This window comes from Mizugakiibacter sp. (genome assembly GCF_039680435.1).
Classification (GTDB): Bacteria; Pseudomonadota; Gammaproteobacteria; order Xanthomonadales; family Rhodanobacteraceae; genus Mizugakiibacter.
This window is the reverse complement of the sequence record NZ_JBDKSX010000045.1, coordinates 12,369-33,613: the sequence shown is the minus strand read 5'-3', so window position 1 is coordinate 33,613 and position 21,245 is coordinate 12,369. Positions and strand designations below refer to the sequence as shown.

22 protein-coding genes are annotated in these 21,245 nt (G+C 73.1%); 6 read left to right on the top strand and 16 right to left on the bottom strand.

What is annotated here, in order from left to right; genetic code table 11:
• Positions 1-17: 17 nt before the first annotated feature.
• The 4 genes from ABFC67_RS05300 to ABFC67_RS05285 form a co-directional block, all read right to left on the bottom strand.
• Entirely contained in the window at positions 18-2,081 is a 2,064-nt protein-coding gene (locus tag ABFC67_RS05300) for a M13 family metallopeptidase (protein ID WP_346737005.1), read from the bottom strand.
• Between the two features lie 91 nt (positions 2,082-2,172).
• The gene (tyrA, locus tag ABFC67_RS05295; RefSeq protein WP_346737004.1) at positions 2,173-3,306 is read right to left on the bottom strand and encodes a bifunctional chorismate mutase/prephenate dehydrogenase; all 1,134 of its coding nucleotides are present in this window, start codon (positions 3,304-3,306) and stop codon (positions 2,173-2,175) included.
• 178 nt (positions 3,307-3,484) lie between these two features.
• Positions 3,485-3,856: an HU family DNA-binding protein gene (locus tag ABFC67_RS05290; protein WP_346737003.1), complete on the bottom strand. Its 372-nt coding sequence runs from the start codon at positions 3,854-3,856 to the stop codon at positions 3,485-3,487.
• A gap of 241 nt (positions 3,857-4,097) precedes the next feature.
• Positions 4,098-5,063: a YafY family protein gene (locus tag ABFC67_RS05285; RefSeq protein WP_346737002.1), complete on the bottom strand. Its 966-nt coding sequence runs from the start codon at positions 5,061-5,063 to the stop codon at positions 4,098-4,100.
• 183 nt (positions 5,064-5,246) lie between these two features.
• Between ABFC67_RS05285 and ABFC67_RS05280 the strand changes: the two genes are divergently transcribed.
• Both ABFC67_RS05280 and ABFC67_RS05275 read left to right on the top strand, forming a co-directional pair.
• Positions 5,247-5,999: an NIPSNAP family protein gene (locus ABFC67_RS05280; RefSeq protein WP_346737001.1), complete on the top strand. Its 753-nt coding sequence runs from the start codon at positions 5,247-5,249 to the stop codon at positions 5,997-5,999.
• Positions 5,996-6,184 carry a hypothetical protein gene (locus ABFC67_RS05275; RefSeq protein WP_346737000.1) on the top strand — a complete coding sequence of 63 codons (189 nt, stop codon included), beginning with the start codon at positions 5,996-5,998 and terminating at the stop codon, positions 6,182-6,184. Before ABFC67_RS05280 ends, ABFC67_RS05275 begins: the two co-directional genes overlap by 4 nt.
• 12 nt (positions 6,185-6,196) lie before the next feature.
• Here the strand turns inward: ABFC67_RS05275 and ABFC67_RS05270 are convergent, their stop codons facing one another.
• From ABFC67_RS05270 to ABFC67_RS05260, 3 genes are read right to left on the bottom strand one after another with little or no spacing between them, the layout of a single operon-like run.
• Complete coding sequence (locus ABFC67_RS05270; protein WP_346736999.1) at positions 6,197-6,889, bottom strand: YafY family protein; 693 nt, start codon at positions 6,887-6,889, stop codon at positions 6,197-6,199.
• A gap of 43 nt (positions 6,890-6,932) precedes the next feature.
• On the bottom strand, positions 6,933-7,142 hold the full coding sequence (locus ABFC67_RS05265; protein ID WP_346736998.1) for a hypothetical protein: 210 nt from the start codon (positions 7,140-7,142) through the stop codon (positions 6,933-6,935).
• Complete coding sequence (locus ABFC67_RS05260; protein ID WP_346736997.1) at positions 7,139-7,762, bottom strand: DJ-1/PfpI family protein; 624 nt, start codon at positions 7,760-7,762, stop codon at positions 7,139-7,141. Before ABFC67_RS05260 ends, ABFC67_RS05265 begins: the two co-directional genes overlap by 4 nt.
• Positions 7,763-7,923: 161 nt before the next feature.
• On the opposite strand from ABFC67_RS05260, the gene ABFC67_RS05255 reads away from it, so the two are divergent.
• Positions 7,924-8,937, top strand: coding sequence for a class 1 fructose-bisphosphatase (locus ABFC67_RS05255; protein ID WP_346736996.1), 1,014 nt, complete (start codon positions 7,924-7,926; stop codon positions 8,935-8,937).
• A gap of 7 nt (positions 8,938-8,944) precedes the next feature.
• On the opposite strand, the gene ABFC67_RS05250 is transcribed toward ABFC67_RS05255, so the two are convergent.
• The 5 genes from ABFC67_RS05250 to ABFC67_RS05230 form a co-directional block, all read right to left on the bottom strand.
• Complete coding sequence (locus ABFC67_RS05250) at positions 8,945-9,424, bottom strand: isoprenylcysteine carboxylmethyltransferase family protein (RefSeq protein WP_346736995.1); 480 nt, start codon at positions 9,422-9,424, stop codon at positions 8,945-8,947.
• A gap of 32 nt (positions 9,425-9,456) precedes the next feature.
• Entirely contained in the window at positions 9,457-10,089 is a 633-nt protein-coding gene (locus ABFC67_RS05245; protein ID WP_346736994.1) for a ParA family protein, read from the bottom strand.
• Between the two features lie 84 nt (positions 10,090-10,173).
• Entirely contained in the window at positions 10,174-11,196 is a 1,023-nt protein-coding gene (locus ABFC67_RS05240) for a hypothetical protein (RefSeq protein WP_346736993.1), read from the bottom strand.
• A 16-nt stretch (positions 11,197-11,212) separates the two neighbouring features.
• Complete coding sequence (locus ABFC67_RS05235; RefSeq protein WP_346736992.1) at positions 11,213-12,220, bottom strand: hypothetical protein; 1,008 nt, start codon at positions 12,218-12,220, stop codon at positions 11,213-11,215.
• Between the two features lie 58 nt (positions 12,221-12,278).
• Entirely contained in the window at positions 12,279-13,193 is a 915-nt protein-coding gene (locus tag ABFC67_RS05230) for an AEC family transporter (protein ID WP_346736991.1), read from the bottom strand.
• Positions 13,194-13,335: 142 nt separating this feature from the next.
• Here ABFC67_RS05230 and ABFC67_RS05225 point away from each other — a divergent pair, with 142 nt between their 5' ends.
• On the top strand, positions 13,336-13,533 hold the full coding sequence (locus ABFC67_RS05225) for an antitermination protein NusB (RefSeq protein WP_346736990.1): 198 nt from the start codon (positions 13,336-13,338) through the stop codon (positions 13,531-13,533).
• Between the two features lie 14 nt (positions 13,534-13,547).
• On the opposite strand, the gene speE is transcribed toward ABFC67_RS05225, so the two are convergent.
• Entirely contained in the window at positions 13,548-14,399 is an 852-nt protein-coding gene (speE, locus tag ABFC67_RS05220; RefSeq protein WP_346736989.1) for a polyamine aminopropyltransferase, read from the bottom strand.
• Between the two features lie 285 nt (positions 14,400-14,684).
• Here speE and speA point away from each other — a divergent pair, with 285 nt between their 5' ends.
• Entirely contained in the window at positions 14,685-16,574 is a 1,890-nt protein-coding gene (gene speA / locus ABFC67_RS05215) for an arginine decarboxylase (RefSeq protein ID WP_346736988.1), read from the top strand.
• A 16-nt stretch (positions 16,575-16,590) separates the two neighbouring features.
• Positions 16,591-17,457, top strand: coding sequence for an NAD(P)-dependent oxidoreductase (locus tag ABFC67_RS05210; protein WP_346736987.1), 867 nt, complete (start codon positions 16,591-16,593; stop codon positions 17,455-17,457).
• A 140-nt stretch (positions 17,458-17,597) separates the two neighbouring features.
• Here the strand turns inward: ABFC67_RS05210 and ABFC67_RS05205 are convergent, their stop codons facing one another.
• From ABFC67_RS05205 to radC, 3 genes are all read right to left on the bottom strand, one after another.
• The gene (locus tag ABFC67_RS05205) at positions 17,598-18,206 is read right to left on the bottom strand and encodes an SPOR domain-containing protein (protein WP_346736986.1); all 609 of its coding nucleotides are present in this window, start codon (positions 18,204-18,206) and stop codon (positions 17,598-17,600) included.
• Complete coding sequence (gene argS / locus ABFC67_RS05200; protein WP_346736985.1) at positions 18,206-19,891, bottom strand: arginine--tRNA ligase; 1,686 nt, start codon at positions 19,889-19,891, stop codon at positions 18,206-18,208. Before argS ends, ABFC67_RS05205 begins: the two co-directional genes overlap by 1 nt.
• A gap of 575 nt (positions 19,892-20,466) precedes the next feature.
• A complete protein-coding gene (gene radC / locus ABFC67_RS05195; RefSeq protein ID WP_346736984.1) occupies positions 20,467-21,135 on the bottom strand; it encodes a DNA repair protein RadC in 669 nt (222 codons plus the stop codon).
• Between the last annotated feature and the right edge of the window lie 110 nt (positions 21,136-21,245).

The window sequence follows — 21,245 nt, the reverse complement described above, 5'->3', positions numbered from 1 at the left end:
CCGCCCGCACACCGGCCTCACCAGATGCGCACGCGGTCCTTCGGCGCGAGATAGAGCTTCTCGCCGGGCTGGACGCCGAAGGCGGCGTACCAGGCGTCGAGGTTGCGCACGGTCTCGGCGCGGAACTGCGGCGGCGCGTGCACGTCGGTGGTGACGCGCTGGCGCAGCGCGGCGTCGCGCATCTTGCTGCGCCAGGCTTGGCCGTAGGCGAGGAAGAAGCGCTGGTCGCCGGTCAGGCCGTCGATCACCGGCGCCGGCTTGCCGCCCAGAGACTTGTGGTAGGCGATGTAGGCGGCGGTCAGGCCGGACACGTCGGCGATGTTCTCGCCCAGCGTCTGCTGGCCGTTGACGTGCAGGCCGGGCAGCGCCTCGTAGGCATCGAACTGCGCGACCAGGCGCTGGCCGGCGGCCTTGAAGTGCGCCAGGTCTTCCGGCGTCCACCAGTTGGCGAGGCGGCCCTGGGCGTCGAACTCGGCGCCGAGGTTGTCGAAGCTGTGGCTGATCTCGTGGCCGATCACCGCGCCGATCGCGCCGTAGTTGGCGGCGGCGTCGGCGTGCGGATCGAAGAACGGCGCCTCGAGGATCGCCGCCGGGAAGTTCAGCGCGTTCTGCAGCGGCAGGTTCACCGCGTTCACCGTCTGCGGCGTCATCCACCACTCGCCGCGGTCGACCGGCTGGTGCAGCTTGGCCAACTGGTGGCGGTACTCGAACAGCTCGGCGCGCTGGCGGTTGCCGAGCGCGTCGTCGGCGCGCACGTCCAGCGCGGCGTAGTCGCGCCAGCTGTCGGGGTAGCCGACGGCGACGCGCAGCGTGGCGATCTTCGCCTTGGCCTTCTGCTTGGTCGCCGGCGTCATCCAGTCCAGCGTGTCGACGCGCTCGTCGAAGGCGGCCAGGATGTTCTTCACCATCGCCTCGACCTCGGCCTTGGAGGAGGCCGGGAAGTAGCGCTGCACGTACAGCTTGCCGACCGCGTCGCCGAGGTCGCTGTTGGTCAGCGCCACCGCGCGCTTCCAGCGCTCGCGCTGCTTCGGCGTGCCCTGCAGGGTGTGGCCGTAGAACTCGAAGCTGAGGTCGGCGAACGCCTTCGGCAGCAGCGAGGCGTCGTGGTTGATGGCGTGGAAGGCGAGGTAGTCCTTCCAGCTCGCCAGCGGCTCGCTGGCGGTGAGCGCGGCCAGCGCGCGCACCGCCGACGGCTGCCAGACCACGACGGTCTTCTGGCCGGCCAGCCCGGCGGCGCGGAAATACGCCGCCCAGTCCAGCCCCGGCGCGTTCTTCGCGAACGCGGCGAGCGGCCACGGGTTGTTCGCCTTGTGGATGTCCTGGGTGTCGACGATGCTGGCGTGCGCCTGGGCGATCTTCATCTCCAGGTCGAAGATCGCCTGCGCCTTGGCCTCGCTGTCGGCGATGCCGGCCTGCTGCAGCAGCGCGGCGATGTAGGCGCGGTACTTGGCGCGGAAGCCGGCCATCTCGGCGTCGGAGGCGAGGTAGTAATCGCGGTCCGGCATGCCGAGGCCGCCCTGCAGCAGGTAGCCGACGTTGTGCGAGGGATCTTCCAGGCCCTGCGCGACGAACAGCCCGAACAGGCGCTCGGTGTGCAGGTTGGTGGCGTTGATCGGATCGACGTCGGCGCGCATGCCGGCGCCGAGCACGCGGGCGAGGTCGCTGCGCGTGCGGATCGCCTCGATGGCCGCGAGCTGCGGCTTGAGCGGGGCGAGGCCGCGCTTCTCGATCGTCGCCTCGTCCATGAAGGCGGCGTAGTAGTCGGCGATCCTGCGCGCATCGCTGCCCGGCGCCGGCTGCTCCTTGCCGGCGTCGCGGATCAGGTCGGCGGTGCGCTGCTCGGCCTTCTTGAACACCTCGTAGAACACGCCGGTGCTGGAGCGGTCGGCGGGAATCTCCGCGTGCTCGCGCCAGATACCGTTGGCGTAGGCGTCGAAGTCGTCGCCCGGCTTGGCCGAGCGGTCGATGCCGATCGTCGCCGCGGCGGCGGGCGCGTGCGCGGCCGGCGTCGCCGGCGCAGCGGCCCAGGCCGATGCGCAGGCCAGGACGGCGGCCGGAAGGATCCAGCGGAAGCGGGTCATGGTGAGGCTCCGACGGGTGGGAAACGGGCGGATTCTCGCCGCCGGCCGTGGCCGCGGCATGCGCCAACGGTCATGCCGGCCGCTGCGGCGCTCAGGAGAAGCGCTCCGACAGGCGCGAGATCAGGTAGCCGCTCTCGCGCCGCGCGCGCTCGGCGAAGTCGGCGAAGAAGGCGCGGATCGCCTCGAACTCGGCGATGAAGGCCGCGCGGTCGGCGCGCTCGACCAGTGCCGATAGCCCGCGGTGGTGCTCGAGCAGGTCGAGCAGCACGTCGCGGCGCTCGCGGTCGGCGAACACGATGTCGGCGTAGAGCTGCGGATCCTGCGCAAACATGCGCGCGGTCATCATCAGCTCCATGCGGTAGATCGGGCTGGAGAACTCGAGGATGTCGTCCGGGTGCAGGTTGCAGCGGCGCAGGAACGAGCCGTGCAGGAACGTGGCGAAATGGCGCAGGCCCTGGATGACGTGCATGGCGCGGTCGTGGCGCGCCGCGTCCAGCGTCTGCCGGCGCATGCCCCACAGCGCGCACTGCACGAGCAGCCAGTGGCCGCGTTCGGCCGCACGCCCGGGGCAGACCAGCATCAGCTGGCGGGACAGGTTGTTGACGTCCGGGCCGTGCATCGGGTGCAGGCCCAGCACCGGGCCGGGGTGTGCGCGCAGCATCGCCGCCATCGGCGCCGCCTTGTTCGAGGTGAAGTCGGCCAGCGTGGCGTCGGCGGCGAGGTGCGGCGCGAGGCGCTCGATCACCTCGACGGTGGCGTCGATCGGCACGGCCACCAGCGCCAGGTCGACGCCGGCGCACAGCTCGGCGACGCGCGGCCAGTCGCCGCGCTCGAGCACGCGCACCGCGTGTCCGCTGCGCTCGAGGTAGCGCGCATACAGCCGGCCCATGCCGCCGGCGCCGCCGACCAGCAGCACGGTCATCGGCTGCGCGGTGGCACGCGGCAGGCCGCCGCGCGATTGCCGCGCGCGCGAGCTGCTCATGATCATGCGCAGGAAATCTTCCGCCCAGTCGGCGTCGACGCCGCTGGCCTCGGCTTCGCGGCGGAAGCGTTCGATCTTGTCGTCCTCGCGCGCCGCGTCGAAGATCGGCAACCCCTGCGCGACCTTGGTGGTGATCACCTCGTTGACGATGCGGTTGCGCTGCGCCAGCAGATCGAGCAGCTGGCGGTCGATGTCGTCGATGCGTTCGCGCGGTCCCGCGAGCGGGCGGGTGGGGGAGTTCATGCGGGCGGATCCGGCAGCGGAACGGTGACGGCGGGCCTGCGCGCGCGGTCCGTCGGGAGGCTTGGAGCGCGGTGGCATCGCCGCTTCGCCGTGCCGGCGGTGCGGAATCCTCGCAGCCGCGCCGCGCCGCTGCGGGAGGGGATGCGGCGGCCGCGGCGCGCCGCATCCCGGGCGGCGATCAGGCCGCGGCGTCCTTGAGCTTCTTCAGCGCGCGGACCTTGATCTTGACCGTGGCAGGCTTGGCGGCGAACCACTGCTCCTGCTTGGTGAAGGGGTTGATGCCCTTGCGCTTGGGCTTGGCCGGCACGTTGATCGCGGTGATCTTCAGCAGGCCCGGCAGGGTGAACGCGCCGGCGCCCTTCTTGCTGACCGAGCCGGCAACGGCGCCTTCCAGCGCGGCCAGCACCGCGCGCACGTCGCGGGCGATCACGCCGCTCGCCTCGGCGAGGTGCGCCACCAGCCCGGACTTGCTCAGGGCTTCCTTGATCGGCTTCGGCGCGGCCGGCTTGGCGGCCATCTTCTTGGGTGCTGCCTTCTTCGTCTTCGCCATAAATGTCCTGGTGTGCTCGGATTGAATGGATGGAGTGCCCGGAAACCCCTAGGCAGGCGCAATCTAGAGCAATCGCGCCGCCGCTCCAAGCGGGACGTGCGATCCGCACCCGTGCGCGATCGTGCCGGAGGCCCGGCGAATAGTCCGGCGCGGCCCGGGCGGCGCGCCGGGAACGGGCCGCGCAGGAGCAGGCCGGCACTGCCTTCCGGCTCGCCGCCCGCGCCGCTTTCGGCGCCGCGTGTCAGCGCCGCGGCGATGCCGCGGCCAGCGCCTGCAGCCGCTGCGCGCGCTTCCGCAACTCCTGGCGCAACCGCGCCGGGCGCTGCACCGCGAAGTCGAACGGCAGCGCGGCGAGCTGGCGCGCGAACCAGGCGAGGTCGTCGGCGCTGCTGCGCAACAGCACGCCGCCCGCTGCCGGTTCCAGCAGGCCGAAGCCGAGCGAGAACGCGTGGCGCGCGCGTTCGAGATCGGTGTGCAGCAGCACCTCGATCGCGTGGGCGCGCGGCGCGCTGGCGATGCTGCGCAGCAACTGGTCCAGCGCATCGAAATCGCCCGGACGGCGGAAATGCCGACCGAGCGCGGCGACGCCCTGTACGCGGTCGAGCCGGAACGAGCGCAGGCCGCGGCGCAGGTGGCACATGCCGAGCGCGTACCAGGCGCCGGCGTGGTAGGCCAGGCCGTAGGGATCGAAGTCGCGCTCGCTGGCCGCGCCCTCGGCGGAGACGTAGCGCAGGTGCACGCGCTGCTGTGCCTGCGCCGCCGCGGTCAGCGCGATCAGCGCCGCGTTGCTGTCCGGTGCGCGCGGCGTGTGCCGCAGGTCGACCTTGACCGTCTCCGCGATTGCGTGCACGCGGCGCTGCAGCCCGCCGGGCATCACGCGCGCGAGCTTGGCCTGCACGCTGGCCACCGCCGGCGCCGCGGCGGCGAGGCCGAGGCCGCGCGCCGCCAGCATGCCCACCGACAGCGCCACCGCCTCGTCGTTGGTGAACATCATCGGCGGCAGCTTGAAGCCGGCGACCAGCAGGTAGGCGCCGTAGCGGCCGCGCTCGGTGGTGATCGGGATGCCGAGCTCCTCCAGCGTCACGATGTAGCGGCGCAGCGTGCGCACGTCGACGCCGACGCGGCGCGCCAGTTCCGGTCCGCTCATGCGTCCGTGACCCTGCAGCAGGTCCAGCACCGCCAGCACGCGCGTCGTCGGCAAGGCCATGCCGCGATGGTAGCGCCGAATCAGGGCGTGGATTGACCTGTTTTAACCGTAGCCTGCGGCGACTACTCCCCCCAAGGGAGCGCCATGAAGCCCCCGCAACGCCTGCTCGCCGGCGGCCTGCTGGTACTCGCGTGCGCACCGACGGCGTGGGCACAGCACCCCCCTTCCGCCGGAGTCACCGCCATGAACAGCGTCCAGCATCTCAAGGATTACCAGGTCGTCGAATTCCGCCGCTACACGGTCAGGCACGGCGAGCGCGCGCGTTTCGTGCAGTACTTCGACAGCTACTTTCCCGAAGCTTTCGAGCAACTCGGCGCGATGGTGTTCGGCCAGTTCACCGAGCGCGGCAACCCGGACCACTTCACCTGGTTGCGCGGTTTCAAGGACATCCAGGCGCGGCCGATCGTCAACGCCGCGTTCTACTACGGGCCGCTGTGGCGGGAGCACCGCGCCAAGGTCAACGCGATCCTGCCGGACAGCGACGACGTGATGCTGCTGCGGCCGCTGCATGCCGAGCACGGCATCAGCGTGCTGCCGGCGGTGGACCCGGTCGACGAGCCCGACGGCGCGCGCGGCATCGTCGTCGCGCAGGTCTTCGCGGTGAAGAAGGGCAGCGAGGACGCGTTCGCGCAGCGCGCCGGGGCGGCGTTCGCCCGCTACCGCGGCACCGGCGTGCGCCCGGCCGGCGTGCTGGTGACGCTGGACGTGCCGAACAACTTCCCGCAGTTGCCGATCCGCGAGGACGGCCCGTGGCTGGTCTGGCTGGGCGTGGTGCGCGACCGGGCGATGCTGCACGGCGGCTTCGCCGCGGCGATGGATACGGTCGAGCAGTCGCTGGCCGCGAGCGGCCTGCTGCGCGGTGCGCCCGAGCGCGTGCTGATGGATCCGACGCCGCGCTCGCGCCTGCGCTGGCTGGACGGCGTCGCCACGCCGTGAGCGACGCGGCCTCGCTGGGGCTGTTCGCCTCGCTGGTGTTCGGCGTGATCGCGCTGCCCGGCCTCGACATGGCGTTGGTACTGTTCCCGCAGTTCCTGCGTCCCGGCAAGGGCGCGCTGGCCGCGCAGGCGGCCAAGGCGCTGACCGGGCTCACGCCCGGCCAGTCCCGCGCGCTGCGGCGTTGACGCCGCGTGCGCTCAGGCGGCGCCGTCGGCGCCGACCGCGCGCAGATAGGCGGCGAGGCTGCGCTCGGGCGTTTCCGGGCAGCGCTCGCCGGTCGCGGTTAGCGCGGCGATGCGGTCGGGACGGAAGTTGCGGAAGTCCCGGCGCAGCCGGCACCAGGCGCCCAGCGTCCAGGCCCCGCCCCAGAACGCGAGGCACAGCGGCTCGACCTCGCGTTCGCTGGCCTGGCCGGCCTCGTCGCGGTAGTCGAGGCGCAGCACGCGGCGCTGCGCGATCGCCTCGTGCAGCTGGTCGATCAGCCCCGAGGTGATCTCGCGCCAGCGCCGGCCCGGCGCGAACACGCGCGAGCGCAGCGCGCTCTCGCGCAGCTGCGGCGGCAGCACCGCCTCGATCTTCAGCAGCGCCGCCTGCGCGTTGCCGGCGAGGCGCGCGCCGGCGAACGCCTTGACGAAGCGCGTGCCGACCACCAGCGCCTCCAGTTCCTCGGCGGTGAACATCAGCGGCGGGATGTCGGCGCCGCGGCGCAGCATGTAGCCGACGCCGGCTTCGCCCTCGATCGGCACGCCGGACAGCTGCAGGTCGGCGATGTCGCGATAGACCGTGCGCAGCGACACGCCGAGCGTCTCGGCGAGCTGGCGCGCCGGCAACGCGGTACGACGGCCGCGCAGGGCGTGGATGATCAGGAACAGGCGGTCGGCGCGGCGCATCCGCGCATGATGCCATCGCCCGGTCTCCGCGCATGCGACGCGCTCAGGCCGCGATGCGGCGCGGCGTCGCGGCGTCGCGCCGGACGGACGGCCGCGGCCGATCCGGCGGCGCGCGCGGGACCGGTACGGCCGCCTCGCGTGCGCCCGCGTCGGCGCGGCCATCGAACAGCGCGCCGCGCGCGGCCAGCGGCGCATAGGCGCGCGCGATCCAGCGCACGAGGCGCCGCAGCCGACGAACCAGGGCCGCGCTCATGCGGCCTCCGTCAGCGCGGCGCCGGCTTCCGCGGCGAACCACGGCGGCAGCACGGCGTGCTTGTACAGGGCGTACCAGTGCGCGGTGTCGACCTCGTCGTACAGCGCCAGTGCGCGGATCACCGCGCGCGCGAACTCGACGCCGCCGGCGCTGCTGGCGGTGATCACGCGGTCGTCCTCGATCGCCAGCAGGCTGGCGTCGTACAGCGCAGCACCCGCATAGGCCGGCACGAGGCCCTCGAGGTAGCCGGGCAGGCTGCCGGTGTGCCAGCGCGTATCGAGCAGGCCGGCGCGCGCCAGCGGCAGGGCGCCGGCGCAGATGCCGGCGACGAAGGCGCCCGCGGCGTGCAGGCGCCGCGCGGCGTCGGTCGCGCCGCCGTCCAGGCCGCGCTCCCAGGCGGTGCCGCCGGGCAGGATCAACAGCGCCGCGCGCGCGGCATCGATCTCCGCCGGCGTCAGGTCCGGCTGCACGCGCAGGCCGCCCATCGACTCCACCGGCCGCATCGACGGCGCGGCGATCCGTACGCGGAACGTGCCGGGGCGGCGGATCTCGCACAGGGCCAGCGCCGCCTCCCAGTCGGCGTAGCCGTCGAAGGCGAGGAAATAGACGGTGTCGCGCATGGCTTCACTCCATCGGCAGGGGACGGGCAGCGTGCCTGCCCCCTGCTGTCAGCGTGCTGGCAGCAGCCATCCGACCGCGCGCTGAACCGCGCCGCGCGCGCGGCTGGCGCGGGCCGCGGCGAGCCGCGACAATGCGCGCTTTGCCCACGCCGGACGGAGCCATGACGTCGATTTCGCTGACCCAGTTCCTGATCGAGGAGAAGCGCGCCGGGCGCATCAACCCCGAGCTGCGCCTGCTGGTCGAGGTGGTCGCGCGCGCCTGCAAGCGCATCTCGATCGCGATCGGCAAGGGCGCGCTGGGCGGCGTGCTGGGCGACGCCGGCACCGGCAACGTGCAGGGCGAGGCGCAGAAGAAGCTGGACGTGCTGTCCAACGAGATCCTGCTGGAAGCGAACGCCTGGGGCGGCCACCTCGCCGCCTGCGCCTCGGAGGAGATGGAGGATCCGCAGCCGATCCCCGACGCCTATCCGAAGGGCAACTACCTGCTGCTGTTCGACCCGCTGGACGGCAGCTCAAACATCGACGTCAACGTGTCGGTCGGCACCATCTTCTCGGTGCTGCGCTGCCCGGACGGCGTGACCCAGCCGGTCGCCGTGCACTTCCTGCAGCCGGGTACCGCGCAGGTCGCCGCCGGCTACTGCGTGTACGGCCCGAGCACGCTGCTGGTGCTGACCGTCGGCCACGGCACGCACGTGTTCACGCTCGACCGCGAGGTCGGCACCTTCATCCTCACCCGCCGCGACGTGCAGATTCCCGAGGAGACCTCGGAGTTCGCCGTCAACGCCTCCAACCAGCGCCACTGGGAAGCGCCGATGCAGCGCTACGTCGGCGACCTGCTGGCCGGCAAGGAGGGCCCGCGCGGGCGCGACTTCAACATGCGCTGGGTGGCGTCGATGGTGGCCGACGTGCACCGCATCATCACCCGCGGCGGCATCTTCACCTATCCGCTGGACGCCAAGTGCAAGGCCAAGGGCGGCCGCCTGCGCCTGATGTACGAGGCCAACCCGATGGCGCTGATCGTCGAGCAGGCCGGCGGCGCCGCCAGCACCGGGCGCGGGCGTCTGCTGGAGGTGCAGCCGACCGGCCTGCACCAGCGCGTGCCGGTGTTCCTCGGCTCGAAGCGGGAGGTCGAGGCCGCGGTGCGCTACCACCGCGAGGCCGACGCCGCGGCGTGAGGCCGCGCTACAGCCAGCGCCGCACGCGCGCGCAGTAGTCGGCGTAGGCCTGGCCGAAGGCGGCCAGCAGGTAGCGCTCCTCGCGCGCGATCGCGTAGCGGTCGATCACGAGCGCGGCGGCGAGCGCGCCCAGCAGCATCCAGCCGGAATGCGCGAGCAGCGCGATGCCGGCGCTGGCCAGGGCGAGGCCGAGGTACATCGGGTTGCGCGTCCAGCGGTACGGCCCCGCCTCGACCAGCGCGGCGCTCGGCCGCACCGGCACCGGCGAGGTGCCGGCGGCGCGGAAGCGCAGGTTCGCCCACAGCGCCAGGCCCAGCCCGGCGGCGATCAGCAGCACGCCGACGGCGCGCAGCACCGGCCCCCACGCGGCCGGGCCCAGCGGCAGCGGCCAGGCGCGCTGCAGCGCCCAGCCGAGCAGCAGCGCCAGCAGGTAGACCAGCGGCGGCGGAAAGCGCACGTTGGCGTGCGCAGGACGCGGATCGTTCATCGCCCACCTCGCTGCGCGCCGCGCGGGCGCGCTCAGCCGTGCTTCTTCAGCCAGCGCAGCAGCCGGCCCCAGTCGTCCTGGTGGCTGCGCACCTGTTCGGAGCCGTAGTCGAAGATGCCCTTGCCGAGTCCGCTCAGCACCACGTAAGCCTGGCTGTCGCGCAGCTCGGCGACCACCGGGAACGGGAAGCCGGCGAGCAGGTCCAGCGCTTCCTGGCTGGCGCGCGTCCATGGCTTCAGGCGGTTGGCGACCAGCGCCACCGGCAGCTTGCCGCGCTTGATGCGGCCGACCGCGGCCAGCGCATGCAGGAACGGCGCGGTCGCTTCGAGGTCGATCGGCGAGGGCAGGACCGGCACCACCACCGCATCGGCCTGTTCGAGCCAGGGTTCGAGATCGGCCGGCGTGCTGCCGGCGGCGGCGTCGATCAGCACGCGCTCGGCATCGGGCGGCACGCGCTCCAGCGCGGCGCGGCGCGTGCCGTCCAGCGCGAGCACGCCGGGCACGGCGTCGGGGCGGCGCGCGCACCAGCGGAAACTGGAGGCCTGGCGATCGGCGTCGACCACCACGGCGGCCTTGCCGTCCTGCGCGTAATGCGCGGCCAGGTTGGTCGTCAGCGTGGTCTTGCCGCACCCGCCCTTGCTGCTTGCCACCAGCACGGTCTGCATGCGCGTTCCTCCCCTGGACCCGGATCCAAGGGTACATGCCCGCGGCGGCGGCGCAAAACTGCGCCGGCGCGGTGCGGCGCGGACTCAGGGCAGCGCGGTCGTGGCGGGCAAGGGCCGGCGCTCGGACGGCGGCCGCCAGGCGGGTGGCGCCTGCAGCGGCACGCCGAACCGGCGCAGCAGCGCGCGGCAGGCGTCGAGCTCGCCGTCGCCGCGCAGCGCGAGCGTCAGCAGCGCGCGCGCGACGTCCGCTTCGCGCAGCGCGCGCACGCCGAGCCGGCTGTACTGCTCGAACTGCCAGGTGAGGTCGCGGATCTCGCGCTGCGCGTCGGCCTGCCGCGCGGGGTCGGTCGCCAGCCGCGCGCGAAGCTGCAGGCCGAAGCGGCGGGCGAGGAAGCCGTCGCTCCCTTCCAGTGCATGGCCCAGCCCCAGGCAGTCGGCGCGCAGCGCGTCGTCGGGCGCGGCCGGCCTGAGGCAGAGGTCGGCGGCGGCGAAGAACGCCGGCCGCGGCAGCGCGGCCACGCTGCCGGCGACGACGAGCCACTGCGCCGGCGCCGTGGCTTCGGCGCTGCCGGTCAGTGCGCGCGCAACCTCGGGATCCATCGGCAGGGCCAGGCTGGCCGCGGCGGCAGCCCGCAGCAGCGGGCCCGAATAGCCGTCGTAGCGGTCGCGCGCGGCGGCCTCGGCGAGCGCGGCGCGCGCCGCCGCGGCGTCTTTCGCGGCGGCGGCCGCATTCAGCGCCAGCAGCCAGACGGCCGCGTTGCCGGGTGCCTGCTGCCGCAGCTTCGCCAGCGCCTGCGGCTGCGGGCAGGTGGCGTCGGCGCAGTCGCCGAGCTGCGCCCAGGCCACCGCCGGGCCGGCGTCCGCGGCGGCGGCGGCGCGCGCCAGCAGGTCGTGAAAGGTCAGCGGTTGCGGCTGCGCCTGCAGCGTGCGCGCCAGCAGCGCCGCGCCCAGCAGGTGCTCGGCATCGGCGCGCGGCGCGAGCGCGCCGACCAGGTCCTTGCGGAACTGCGCCAGCGCGTCCGCGCGCGCAGCCTCGGCGGTTGGCGCGGCGTGCACGGCGCCGCAGGCGAGCGCGGCGATCAGGCCGAGGAAACGCAGCGGACGCATCGGTGCGGCGGCGCGGCTACGGATCGCGCTGCGCGGCGACGGCGGGCTGCCAGCCGGCCGGCGGCTCGACCGGGATGCCGCGCGCGGCGAGCAGCGCGGCGACGGCGTCGTCCTCGCGCGCGTGGCCGCGCATCGCCACGGTCCACGCCTGCGCCAGCGCGGGATCGCGGGCCAGTTCGCGCATCAGCCCGGCCATCTTCTGCATGCGCCAGGCGCGCACGCGCTGGCGTGCGGCGAGCTCGGCCAGCGGCTGCGGCGCGCGCAGCAGGCGCCGCGCCAGGCCCTCGCCGACCATCTGCGCCATCAGCGAGGTGCCCTGCTGCATGCGTTCGGCCACGCGCAGGCACAGCGCCTGGCGCGCGGCGTCCTGCGCCGCGCCGCAGGCCGCGCCGAGCGGCGCCAGCGGCGGGATCGCGGCGACGCTGGTCAACGCCATCGCCTCGCCGGCGCGCAGCGCGCCGGCGTCGGCGCCTTCCTGCATGCCGGCCGGCGGCGGCACCAGGCCCAGCGCGTCGAGCACGCGCGGCAGCAGGTGCATCTGATGGTCGTCGTAGCGCTTCGCCGCGGCCATGCCCTGCAGCGCCTGCACGATGCGCGCGGCGTCGTCGGCCTGCGCGGCGGCATACAGGTCGGGCAGCCATACCGCCGCGTTGTCGGCTTCGAGCGTGTGCAGGTTCTCGCGCGCATGCGCGCAGGAGGCGACGTCCGCGCAGCGCCACACGGCGATCCAGGCGATGTCGGGATCCCGGGGCGCCAGCTCGACCGCACGTTGCAGGGCGCGCGTCGCGGTGGCGGCGTCGCGGGCGCCTGCCGCCAGCATCGAGGCGGCGACCAGCGCGCCGGCGTCGTCGCGTGCGGCCAGCGCCTTGGCGGCATCGGCGCGCCAGGCCTGCAGCGCGGCCGCATCCGGCGCGGCGCCCGTGCGCTCGGTCGCGTCGCCGATGTGGGCGAGCGGTTGCGGCGCGTCCTGCGCATGCGCGGCGGCGGCGAAGATGAGGCAGAGCAGCAGCGCGGTCTTCGGCATGCGGGCGCGTTCCGGGCAGGGAATGGAAGGGCGCGAGTGTGCCACGGCGCGGCGCGGCTCAGCGTAAAAACGCCAGCCACAGCGGCAGCGTCGCCGCCATCAGCACGATGCCGTAGCCGACCATCGCCGCGGCCAGTTCGGGCACCAGCCCGGCCATCGAGGCCAGCGCGGCGGCGGTGATCATCGAGGCCATCGCCGATTCCAGCACCGCGGCGGCGCGCAGCTCCCCGTGCAGGCCGAACAGCGCGCACAGGCCCAGCGCCAGCGCCGGCAGGGCGAGCAGCTTCAGCGCGAGGCCGACGCCCAGCGGCGCCAGGTGCGCGCGCTCCGGCTTCAGCTTGAGCTGCAGGCCGATCGCCAGCGCGACCATCGGCATCAGCATGTCGGCGAGGCGCTTCAGCATCGTCGCCAGCGGCGCGGGCAGCTCCGCCGGCACCACGGTCAGCGCCAGCACCAGCGCGATGAATGCGGGGAAGGCGAGGATGCGGCGCGCGATCTCGCCGACGCGCGGCCGCGCGCCGCGGCCGTGCAGCGCCAGCACGGTGAGGCCGTAGGTGGACAGGATCACGAACGAGCCGAACTGGTCGTAGACCACCGCGTAGGGCAGCGCCGCCGGGCCCAGCAGCGCCTCGGTCAGCGGGTAGCCGAGGTAGGAGGTGTTGCCGAGCGGCACCGTCAGCAGCAGCACCGCGGTGACCTCGCGCGGCCAGCGCGCCAGCCGCGCCAGCGCCAGCACCGCCAGCGCGCTGGCGGCCAGCAGCAGCCACGGCACCGCGACCAGGCCGAGCAGTTGCGGCGACCAGGTCAGCTTCGAGGCATACAGCAGCACCGCCGCCGGCAGGTTGACGTACAGCACGATCAGGTTGAGCGTGTCGGCGGCGCGTTCCGGCAGCACGCGGCGGCGGCCGAGCAGGTGGCCGAGCGCGATCAGCGCGATGATGAAGGCGAACGCGGGAACGATGCGGGCGGCCATGTCGCGCGCGGTTCGGGCGGCTGGCCTAGAATCGGCCGCTCGGCCAGCGCACGCAGCCCGCGTGCGCCACGGAGCGGCGGCAAGGCGCGGCGGGAAGGAACGGGCGGATGCGCATGCCTGGCGATACCTCCGGAGGAAGGCGATGGAACATCTCGCGCTGTTCGCGTCCGAGCGCGCCCCGTACTTCGTCGGCTGGGGCACGCTTGCCCTGATCAACGCCGGCCTCGCGCAGGGCAAGGGCCGCGGCGGCCTGCTCTGGTTCCTGCTGTCGCTGCCGCTCGGCCCGTTCGCGACGCTGGCGCTGGTGCTGCTGCCGAAGCCGCGCGCGCGGCTGTTCTGAACGCGGCGCGGCGCTCAGTCGACCAGCGCCTCGCGCATGAACTCCGGCTGCGCCAGCGCGGCCTTGTGCGTGTCGGCGTTGTAGTAACGCGTGGCGAACTGCTTGCTGGCGGCGCCGCGCTCGCGGAAGCCGGCGAGGTCGGCGCCCTTGCGCGCCATCGTGCAGCTCCACCAGCCGGTCGGGTAGCACGGCTGCGGGAACGGCAGCGTGCGCAGCGCCTGGAAGCCGGCCGTGCGCATCGCCGCGCGCATCGACTTGATCAGCTCGAGGTGCGCCAGCGGCGACTCCGACTGCTGCACGAGGATGCCGCCCTGGCGCAGCGCCTTGTGGCAGGACGCGTAGAACGCGGCGTTGAACAGCCCTTCCGCCGGGCCGACCGGATCGGTCGAATCGACGATGATCAGGTCCAGCGAGTCCGGCTCGCATTCGGCCATGTACTTGATGCCGTCGATGAACAGCAGCTCGGCGCGCGGATCGGCGTTGGACGCGCACAGCTCGGGGAAATACTGCTCGGCGAGGCGGGTGACGCGCTCGTCGATCTCGACCTGCGCGGCATGCTCGACTTCCTCGTGCTTCAGCACCTCGCGCAGCGTGCCGCAGTCGCCGCCGCCGATGATCACCACGCGCTTGGCGCGCGCGTGGGTGAACAGCGCCGGGTGCGTCATCATCTCGTGGTAGAGGAAGTTGTCGCGGCTGGTCAGCATGATGCAGCCGTCGATCACCATCAGGTTGCCCCAGTCGGTGGTCTGGTAGATCTCGATGGTCTGGAACGGCGTCTTCTCGGCGTGCAGCAGGCGTTCGACGCGGTAGCCGATGGACGAGCCCGAGCCGGGGTGGGCCTCGGTGAACCAGTTGGGCTGCGACATGGGGCGGAATTCCGGTGAAGGGGCGGTGCGCAGCGCGCGATTGTAGCGGGTCCGGGCGGGCGCACACACATCAGCGCGCGCGGCCGCTACACTACGCAGCCCTGGCGGCCCCGCGGCGTACGAGGCTCCCGGCCGCCAGCGCTCCCGCAGGATATGCGGGCGCGATCCCGTCAAGGCCCGCCGCTGCGACGTCCACTCGACCCGGACCCGCACGCCGCCGCCGCGCCCATCGCGCGGCGACGCGACGGACGGGCTCCGCGGAACCAAGTACGGGAGACTCCCACGATGGCGACCCCCTGGACGATCGACGAGGCGCGCCGCACCTACGCCGTGCCGCACTGGAGTGACGGCTATTTCGACATCGACGCGCAGGGCCGCGCGACCGCGCGACCGCGCGGGCCGGACGGCCCCGCGCTGGCGCTGGCCGACGCCGTCGAGCAGGCGCGCGCCGCCGGCCTGCGCCTGCCGCTGCTGCTGCGCTTCCCGGACATCCTCGGCGACCGCCTGGCGCGCCTGCAGCAGGCGTTCGCGCGGGCGATGGACGCGCACGGCTACGCCGGCGGCTACACCGCGGTGTATCCGATCAAGGTCAACCAGCAGCGCGCGGTGGCCGGCGCGCTGGCCGCCGCCGGCGACGCCGGCTTCGGCCTCGAGGCCGGCTCCAAGCCGGAGCTGATGGCCGTGCTCGGCCTGGCCAGGCCGGGCAGCGTGGTCGTCTGCAACGGCTACAAGGACCGCGAGTACGTGCGCCTCGCGCTGATCGGGCGCAAGCTCGGCCTCGACGTGTTCATCGTCATCGAGAAACTGTCCGAACTCGAGCACGTGATCGAGGAGGCGCATGCGCTCGGCGTCGCGCCGCTGCTCGGCGTGCGCGTGCGCCTCGCCACCATCGGCGCCGGCAAGTGGCAGAACACCGGCGGCGACAAGGCCAAGTTCGGTCTCAATCCGAACCAGGTGCTGGAGCTGGTCGGGCGCCTGCAGGCGGCCGGCCTCGCGCCGGCGCTGAAGCTGCTGCACTTCCACATGGGCTCGCAGCTCTCCAACGTGCGCGACGTCGCCGCCGGCATGCGCGAGGCGGTGCGTCATTTCGTCGAGTTGACCCGGCTCGGCATCGGCCTGCGCTACGTCGACGTCGGCGGCGGCCTCGGCGTCGACTACGAGGGCACGCGCTCGCGCGGCTTCTGCTCGGTCAACTACGGGCTCGAGCAGTACGCCTCCACCATCGTGCAGCCGCTGGCCGAGGCCTGCGCCGCCGAAGGGCTGGCGCCGCCGCGCGTGATCACCGAGGCCGGTCGTGCGATGACCGCGCACCACGCCGTGCTGGTGGTCAACGTCAGCGAAGTCGAGCCTGCGCCCGAAGGCGCGATCGCGCCGGCGCGCCCCGGCGAGCCGGCCGTGCTGCGCCACCTGCGCGGCATCCACGCCGCGCTGGACGTGCGTCCGCCGCTGGAGCTGTACCAGGAAGCGCAGCACCACCTCGCCGAAGGCCAGGCGCTGTACGCGCTGGGCCAGCTCGACCTGGCCGCGCGGGCGCGCCTGGACGATCTGTATTTCGCCATCGCGCATGGCGTGCGCGCGCGGCTGTCGCCGGCCGAGCGCGCGCACCGCGAGGCGCTGGACGAGCTGGACGCCAAGCTGGTCGACAAGTACTTCGTCAACTTCTCGGTGTTCGAGTCGGTGCCGGACGTGTGGGCGATCGACCAGGTGTTTCCGATCGTGCCGCTGGCGCGTCTCGACGAGCGCCCGGAACGCCGCGGCGTGCTGGCCGACCTCACCTGCGATTCCGATGGCCGCATCGACCAGTACGTCGATGCCGCCGGCGTCGACGTCAGCCTGCCGCTGCACGCGCCGCGCGTCGGCGAACCGTACCGCCTCGGCATCTTCATGGTCGGCGCCTACCAGGAAACGCTGGGCGACATTCACAACCTGTTCGGCGACACCGACGCGGTGAACGTGCGGCTCGACGGCGACGGCCGCTTCGTGCTCGGCGACTTCCGCCGCGGCGACCGCGTCGACATGCTGCTCGACTACGTCGGCTACGGCATCGACGCGCTGCGCGCCGCCTATCGCGACAAGCTCGCCGCCGCCGGCCTTGGCGCGGACGAGGCGGCCAAATTGCAGGCTGCATTGGAGGCCGGCCTGACCGGCTATACCTACCTTGAAGAACGTTACTGATTCGGGAATACGAGAGATGACGCTGAAGGCGGGATTCGTGGGTCTCGGAGCCATGGGCGACCCCATGGCGCGCCTCCTGCACGCGCGCGGCCTGCTGGCCGCGGTGGGCAACCGCACGCAGGCCAGGGCGGAGGCGCTGGCGCGCGAGCTCGGCGTCGCCGCGCCGGCGACGACGGCGGCGCTGGCGGCGCAGTGCGACGTGATCGCGCTGTGCGTCACCGCCGACGCCGACGTGCTGGCGACGGTCGCCGCGCTGGCGCCGCAGGCAAAGCCGGGCACGGTCGTGATCGACCACTCCACGGTCGCGCCGGACACCGCGAAACAGGCGGCGGCGATGCTGGCCGCGGCCGGCGCGCATTTTCTCGACGCGCCGGTCTCCGGCGGCGTCGAGGGCGCGAGGAACGGCCGGCTGTCGGTGATGGTGGGCGGCGAGGCCGCGGCGCTGGAGCGCGCGCGACCGGTGCTGGAAACCTACGCGCTGCGCATCACGCACATGGGCCCGAGCGGCGCCGGCCAGGCGACCAAGGCGATCAACCAGGTGCTGGTCGCCGGCATCGCGCAGGCGGTCTGCGAAGGGCTGGCGCTGGGCGAGGCGCTGGGGCTCGAACCCGAGCGCCTGCTGCCGACGCTGGGCGCCGGCGCGGCCGGCAACTGGTTCCTGGAGAAGCGCGGCGCGACGATGCTGCGCGACGAGTTCGCGGTCGGCTTCAAACTCGGCCTGCTGCACAAGGATCTCTCGATCGTGCGCGGCATCGCCGAAGGCGCCGGCATCGACCGCAGCGTGATCGAGAAGTCGCTGGCCGATTACGCCGAGCTGATGGCGCGCGGCCACGGCGACGAGGACATCTCGGCGCTGATCCGCCTCAAGCGCAAGCGCGCCTGACGCGCGCCGCGCGCCGGCCGCCATCCATTGTGGCGCGGGCTGCAGGGTGGGCTTTCAGCCCACCTTCGTCCCATTGCGATGGACGCGATGGTGGGCCGAAGCCCACCCTGCACGCTACGCTCTTCCCGAGTCCCGGCCCCTCAGTCGCTTTCCTTCAGCGCGATCGCGTGGATGCCGGCACCGGCGAGCTTCTGCTTGGTCGATTCCAGCTCGCCGGCCGAACGGAACGGGCCCAGGCGCACGCGGTGCCAGGTCTGGCCGTTGATGGTGACCGGCTGCACGCTGGCGACGAAACCCTGCAGCGCCAGCTTGGCCTTCATGCCGTCGGCGTCGGTGGCGTTGGGGAAGGAGCCGACCTGCAGCAGGTAGCCGCTGCCCGCGGCCGGCGGCGCCGCCGCGCCCGCCTGCTGCTGGCGCGCCTGCGCTTCGGCGCGCGCCTTGGCGGAGATTTCGGCATCCGGGATCACCACTTCCTTCTCCGGCAGCACCGAGTAGAAGTCGTAGGTCGGACGCTTCTTCGCCGCATCGGCCTGCGCCTGGTCGGCGACGCCGGGCTCGCTGGCCTTGGGCGCGCTGGCCTCGGGGTTGGGCGCGGGGCCATCGTGGCGGCGCAGCGCCGGCGCCCAGTCCTTGACCAGCACCACCGCCGAGAGCACCAGGCCGAGCAGCACGCCGAGGCACAGCCAGACCCAGGCCGGCCAGCCGCCGTTGCCGCTGCGCACCGCCTGCTTGCCGCGTTTTGCCGCCATCACATGCTCTCCGGGGCGCCGACGCCCAGCAGGTTCAGTCCGTTCGCCAGCACCTGTTTCGCCGCCAGCGCCAGCGTCAGGCGCGCGTCGCGCAGGTCGGCGTCGTCGACGATGAACTGGTGCGCGTTGTAGTAGGTGTGGAAGGCGTAGGCGAGTTCGCGCAGGTACTGCGCGACCAGGTGCGGCTCGAGGTTGGCCGCCGCCGCCTCCACGATCTCGGGATAGCGCGACAGTTCGACCATCAGCGCGTTCTCGTGTTCCGTGGCCAGCAGGCCGAGTTTCGCCAGGCCGTTGCCGCGGTTCCAGGCCAGGCCCTTCTCGCCGAGCTGGCGCTGCACGCTGCACACGCGTGCGTGCGCGTACTGGATGTAGTAGACCGGGTTGTCGTTGGTCTGCGCGCGCGCCAGGTCGATGTCGAAGGTGAGCTGCGAGTCCGACTTGCGCGCGATCAGGAAGTAGCGCGTGGCGTCGCGGCCGGCCTCGTCGATCAGGTCGCGCAGGGTGACGTAGCTGCCGGCGCGCTTGGAGAGCTTCACCTCCTCGCCGCCGCGCATCACCGTGACCATCTGGTGCAGCACGTACTCGGGCCAGCCTTTGGGGATGCCCGCGTCCAGTGCCTGCAGGCCGGCGCGCACGCGCGCCAGCGAGCCGTGGTGGTCGGCGCCGAGTTCGGTGATCGCGCGCTCGTAGCCGCGCTGCCATTTGCTCAGGTGGTAGGCGACGTCGGGCAGGAAGTAGGTGTAGCTGCCGTCCGACTTGCGCATGACGCGATCCTTGTCGTCGCCGAAGTCGGTGGTCTTCAGCCACAGCGCGCCGCCTTCCTCGTAGGTGTGGCCCATCGCCACCAGGCGACGCACGGTTTCCTCGACCTTGCCCTCGCCGTACAGCGAGGACTCGAGGTAGTAGACGTCGAAGCGCACGCCGAACGCCTTCAGGTCGAGATCCTGCTCGCGGCGCAGGTAGGCGACGGCGAAGCGGCGGATCGCCTCGAGATCGTCGGGGTCGCCCTTGCCGGCCACGTCCTGGCCGTCGGCGTGCACCGACTCGCGGTCGAGGTAGGCGCGCGCGACGTCCCGGATGTACTCGCCGCGGTAGCCGTCCTCGGGCCAGCCCGCGTCGTCCGGCGCGACGCCCTTGCAGCGCGCCTGCACCGACAGCGCGAGATTGTGGATCTGCGCGCCGGCGTCGTTGTAGTAGAACTCGCGCGTCACCGCCCAGCCGGTCGCCTCGAGCAGGCGCGCCAGGCTGTCGCCGATCGCCGCCGCGCGGCCGTGGCCGACGTGCAGCGGGCCGGTCGGGTTCGCCGAGACGAACTCCACGCCGACGCGGTGGCCGTGGCCGGTCGCGCCGCGCCCGTAGGCGGCGCCGCGCGCGAGGATCGCGCGCACCTCGTCGTGGTAGGCCTCGGCGCCGAGGAAGAAGTTGATGAAGCCGGGGCCGGCGATCTCGACCTTGGCGAGGCCGGGCGTCGCCCGCAGCGCCGCGCGGATCGCCTCCGCCACGTCGCGCGGCTTGCGGCCGGCCGGCTTGGCCAGCAGCAGGGCGAGGTTGGTGGCGAAGTCGCCGTGCTCCTTGCTGCGCGCGCGCTCGATCACGAAGGCGGGCGGTTCGATGGCGGGCAGGGTGCCGTTCTGCTGCAGTGCGGCGAGCGCCTGCAGCACGAGATCACGCAGCTGGTCTTTCACGGGTCGGGCATGCGGGGGTTGGACCGCGCATGCTAGCGCAGCCGCCTTGCGCGCAGAAGCCGCGACGGGCCGCGGGAAGGCTGGCGTCCGCCGCAGGCCGCGCGGCGCCGAGCGCGGCGCCGATATGCCGTTTCGTCAAGGGGTGGATGGAGGGCGAAAGCTGTGGATAAGTTTGTGGATGAAGCTGGCCGTTCCGCGCCGCGAAACGGTTTCGGCGGCCTTCGGCGTGACTGCCTTCAATCAAAATATCTAAAAATCAATATGTTGCAGTTGAATGGCGATAAACGACTACAACCGTGCGATCCAAACGCATGAGCGGGCGGATTGTGCATAAGTCGCCGTGAACCCGGGCGGTCACCGCGCTGTCACAGCATTTGCCCAGGATGGGCGGGCTCGACGGCACCCCTCCGTCAGGGCAGGGGGCTCCCCGCCCCGACTCCAACGCAGTGGTAGATGGCGACGGCGCGGCGGTGACACCCGCGCCGTCTTTTTTTTTTGGCCGTACTCGCCGGCGGCGGGAGCGGCTGCGGCCCCGGCACCGCGCCCTGCTTCGGGGAAGAACTTTTTCGCGGCATCTAGAGCAGGCCCAGCGAGGCCATCGACACCGGCGTGCCGGCGCCGACCACCAGGTGATCGAGCACGCGCACGCCGACCAGGCCGAGCGCATCGCGCAGCTCGCGGGTGATCGCGCGGTCGGCGGCGCTGGGTTCGGCGACGCCGGACGGATGGTTGTGGGCGAAGATCACCGCCGCGGCGTTGCGCTTCAGGCAGGCGCGCACCACTTCGCGCGGATGCACGGCGGCACCGTCGATCGTGCCGCGGAACAGCTCGTCGCAGGCGAGTACGCGGTGGCGGTTGTCGAGGAACAGGCACACGAACACCTCGTACGGCAGGTGCGCGAGGCGCGCCTTCAGGTAGGCGGCGCTGTCGCCGGGGCTGGTCAGCGGCGGCCCGCGCTGCAGCTCGTCGGCGAGGCAGCGGCGCGCCAGCTCCAGCGCCGAGGCCAGCCGCGCGCGTTTGGCCGGGCCGAGCCCGCGCGCGTTGCCGACGCCGTCCGCAGCCAGCAGCGCGCCCAGGCCGCCGGCTTCGGCGAGCAGTTCGCGGCCCAGCGCCACCGCGCTCTTGCCGCGGATGCCGCTGCCCAGCAGCACCGCCAGCAGCTCGGCGTCGGCCAGCGTCGCGGGGCCGTGCGCCAGCAGCCTCTCGCGCGGACGTTCGTCGGCGGGCCAGTCGCGGATGCTCATCGGTGCGGCGCCTCGCGTGCGGGTGGAGGCGTGCAGTCTCGGCGCGCGGCGCGGTGCGCGACAGCGGGCGTTGGGGTCGAATCCGGTAAGCTAGCGCGGTTCCCTCGCGT

Excerpts from the sequence above, each read along its gene's own strand:
- ABFC67_RS05260 (WP_346736997.1), bottom strand. The coding sequence starts at position 7,762 with ATGCGCGACACCGTCTATTTCCTCGCCTTCGACGGCTACGCCGACTGG.
- ABFC67_RS05290 (WP_346737003.1), bottom strand. The coding sequence starts at position 3,856 with ATGGCGAAGACGAAGAAGGCAGCACCCAAGAAGATGGCCGCCAAGCCG.
- speA (WP_346736988.1), top strand. The coding sequence starts at position 14,685 with ATGGCGACCCCCTGGACGATCGACGAGGCGCGCCGCACCTACGCCGTG.
- radC (WP_346736984.1), bottom strand. The coding sequence starts at position 21,135 with ATGAGCATCCGCGACTGGCCCGCCGACGAACGTCCGCGCGAGAGGCTG.
- speE (WP_346736989.1), bottom strand. The coding sequence starts at position 14,399 with ATGTCGCAGCCCAACTGGTTCACCGAGGCCCACCCCGGCTCGGGCTCG.
- ABFC67_RS05235 (WP_346736992.1), bottom strand. The coding sequence starts at position 12,220 with ATGCCGAAGACCGCGCTGCTGCTCTGCCTCATCTTCGCCGCCGCCGCG.
- tyrA (WP_346737004.1), bottom strand. The coding sequence starts at position 3,306 with ATGAACTCCCCCACCCGCCCGCTCGCGGGACCGCGCGAACGCATCGAC.
- ABFC67_RS05245 (WP_346736994.1), bottom strand. The coding sequence starts at position 10,089 with ATGCAGACCGTGCTGGTGGCAAGCAGCAAGGGCGGGTGCGGCAAGACC.
- ABFC67_RS05205 (WP_346736986.1), bottom strand. The coding sequence starts at position 18,206 with ATGGCGGCAAAACGCGGCAAGCAGGCGGTGCGCAGCGGCAACGGCGGC.
- ABFC67_RS05230 (WP_346736991.1), bottom strand. The coding sequence starts at position 13,193 with ATGGCCGCCCGCATCGTTCCCGCGTTCGCCTTCATCATCGCGCTGATC.
- ABFC67_RS05225 (WP_346736990.1), top strand. The coding sequence starts at position 13,336 with ATGGAACATCTCGCGCTGTTCGCGTCCGAGCGCGCCCCGTACTTCGTC.
- ABFC67_RS05280 (WP_346737001.1), top strand. The coding sequence starts at position 5,247 with ATGAACAGCGTCCAGCATCTCAAGGATTACCAGGTCGTCGAATTCCGC.
- ABFC67_RS05265 (WP_346736998.1), bottom strand. The coding sequence starts at position 7,142 with ATGAGCGCGGCCCTGGTTCGTCGGCTGCGGCGCCTCGTGCGCTGGATC.
- ABFC67_RS05300 (WP_346737005.1), bottom strand. The coding sequence starts at position 2,081 with ATGACCCGCTTCCGCTGGATCCTTCCGGCCGCCGTCCTGGCCTGCGCA.
- ABFC67_RS05285 (WP_346737002.1), bottom strand. The coding sequence starts at position 5,063 with ATGGCCTTGCCGACGACGCGCGTGCTGGCGGTGCTGGACCTGCTGCAG.
- ABFC67_RS05270 (WP_346736999.1), bottom strand. The coding sequence starts at position 6,889 with ATGCGCCGCGCCGACCGCCTGTTCCTGATCATCCACGCCCTGCGCGGC.
- ABFC67_RS05255 (WP_346736996.1), top strand. The coding sequence starts at position 7,924 with ATGACGTCGATTTCGCTGACCCAGTTCCTGATCGAGGAGAAGCGCGCC.
- ABFC67_RS05250 (WP_346736995.1), bottom strand. The coding sequence starts at position 9,424 with ATGAACGATCCGCGTCCTGCGCACGCCAACGTGCGCTTTCCGCCGCCG.
- ABFC67_RS05210 (WP_346736987.1), top strand. The coding sequence starts at position 16,591 with ATGACGCTGAAGGCGGGATTCGTGGGTCTCGGAGCCATGGGCGACCCC.
- ABFC67_RS05240 (WP_346736993.1), bottom strand. The coding sequence starts at position 11,196 with ATGCGTCCGCTGCGTTTCCTCGGCCTGATCGCCGCGCTCGCCTGCGGC.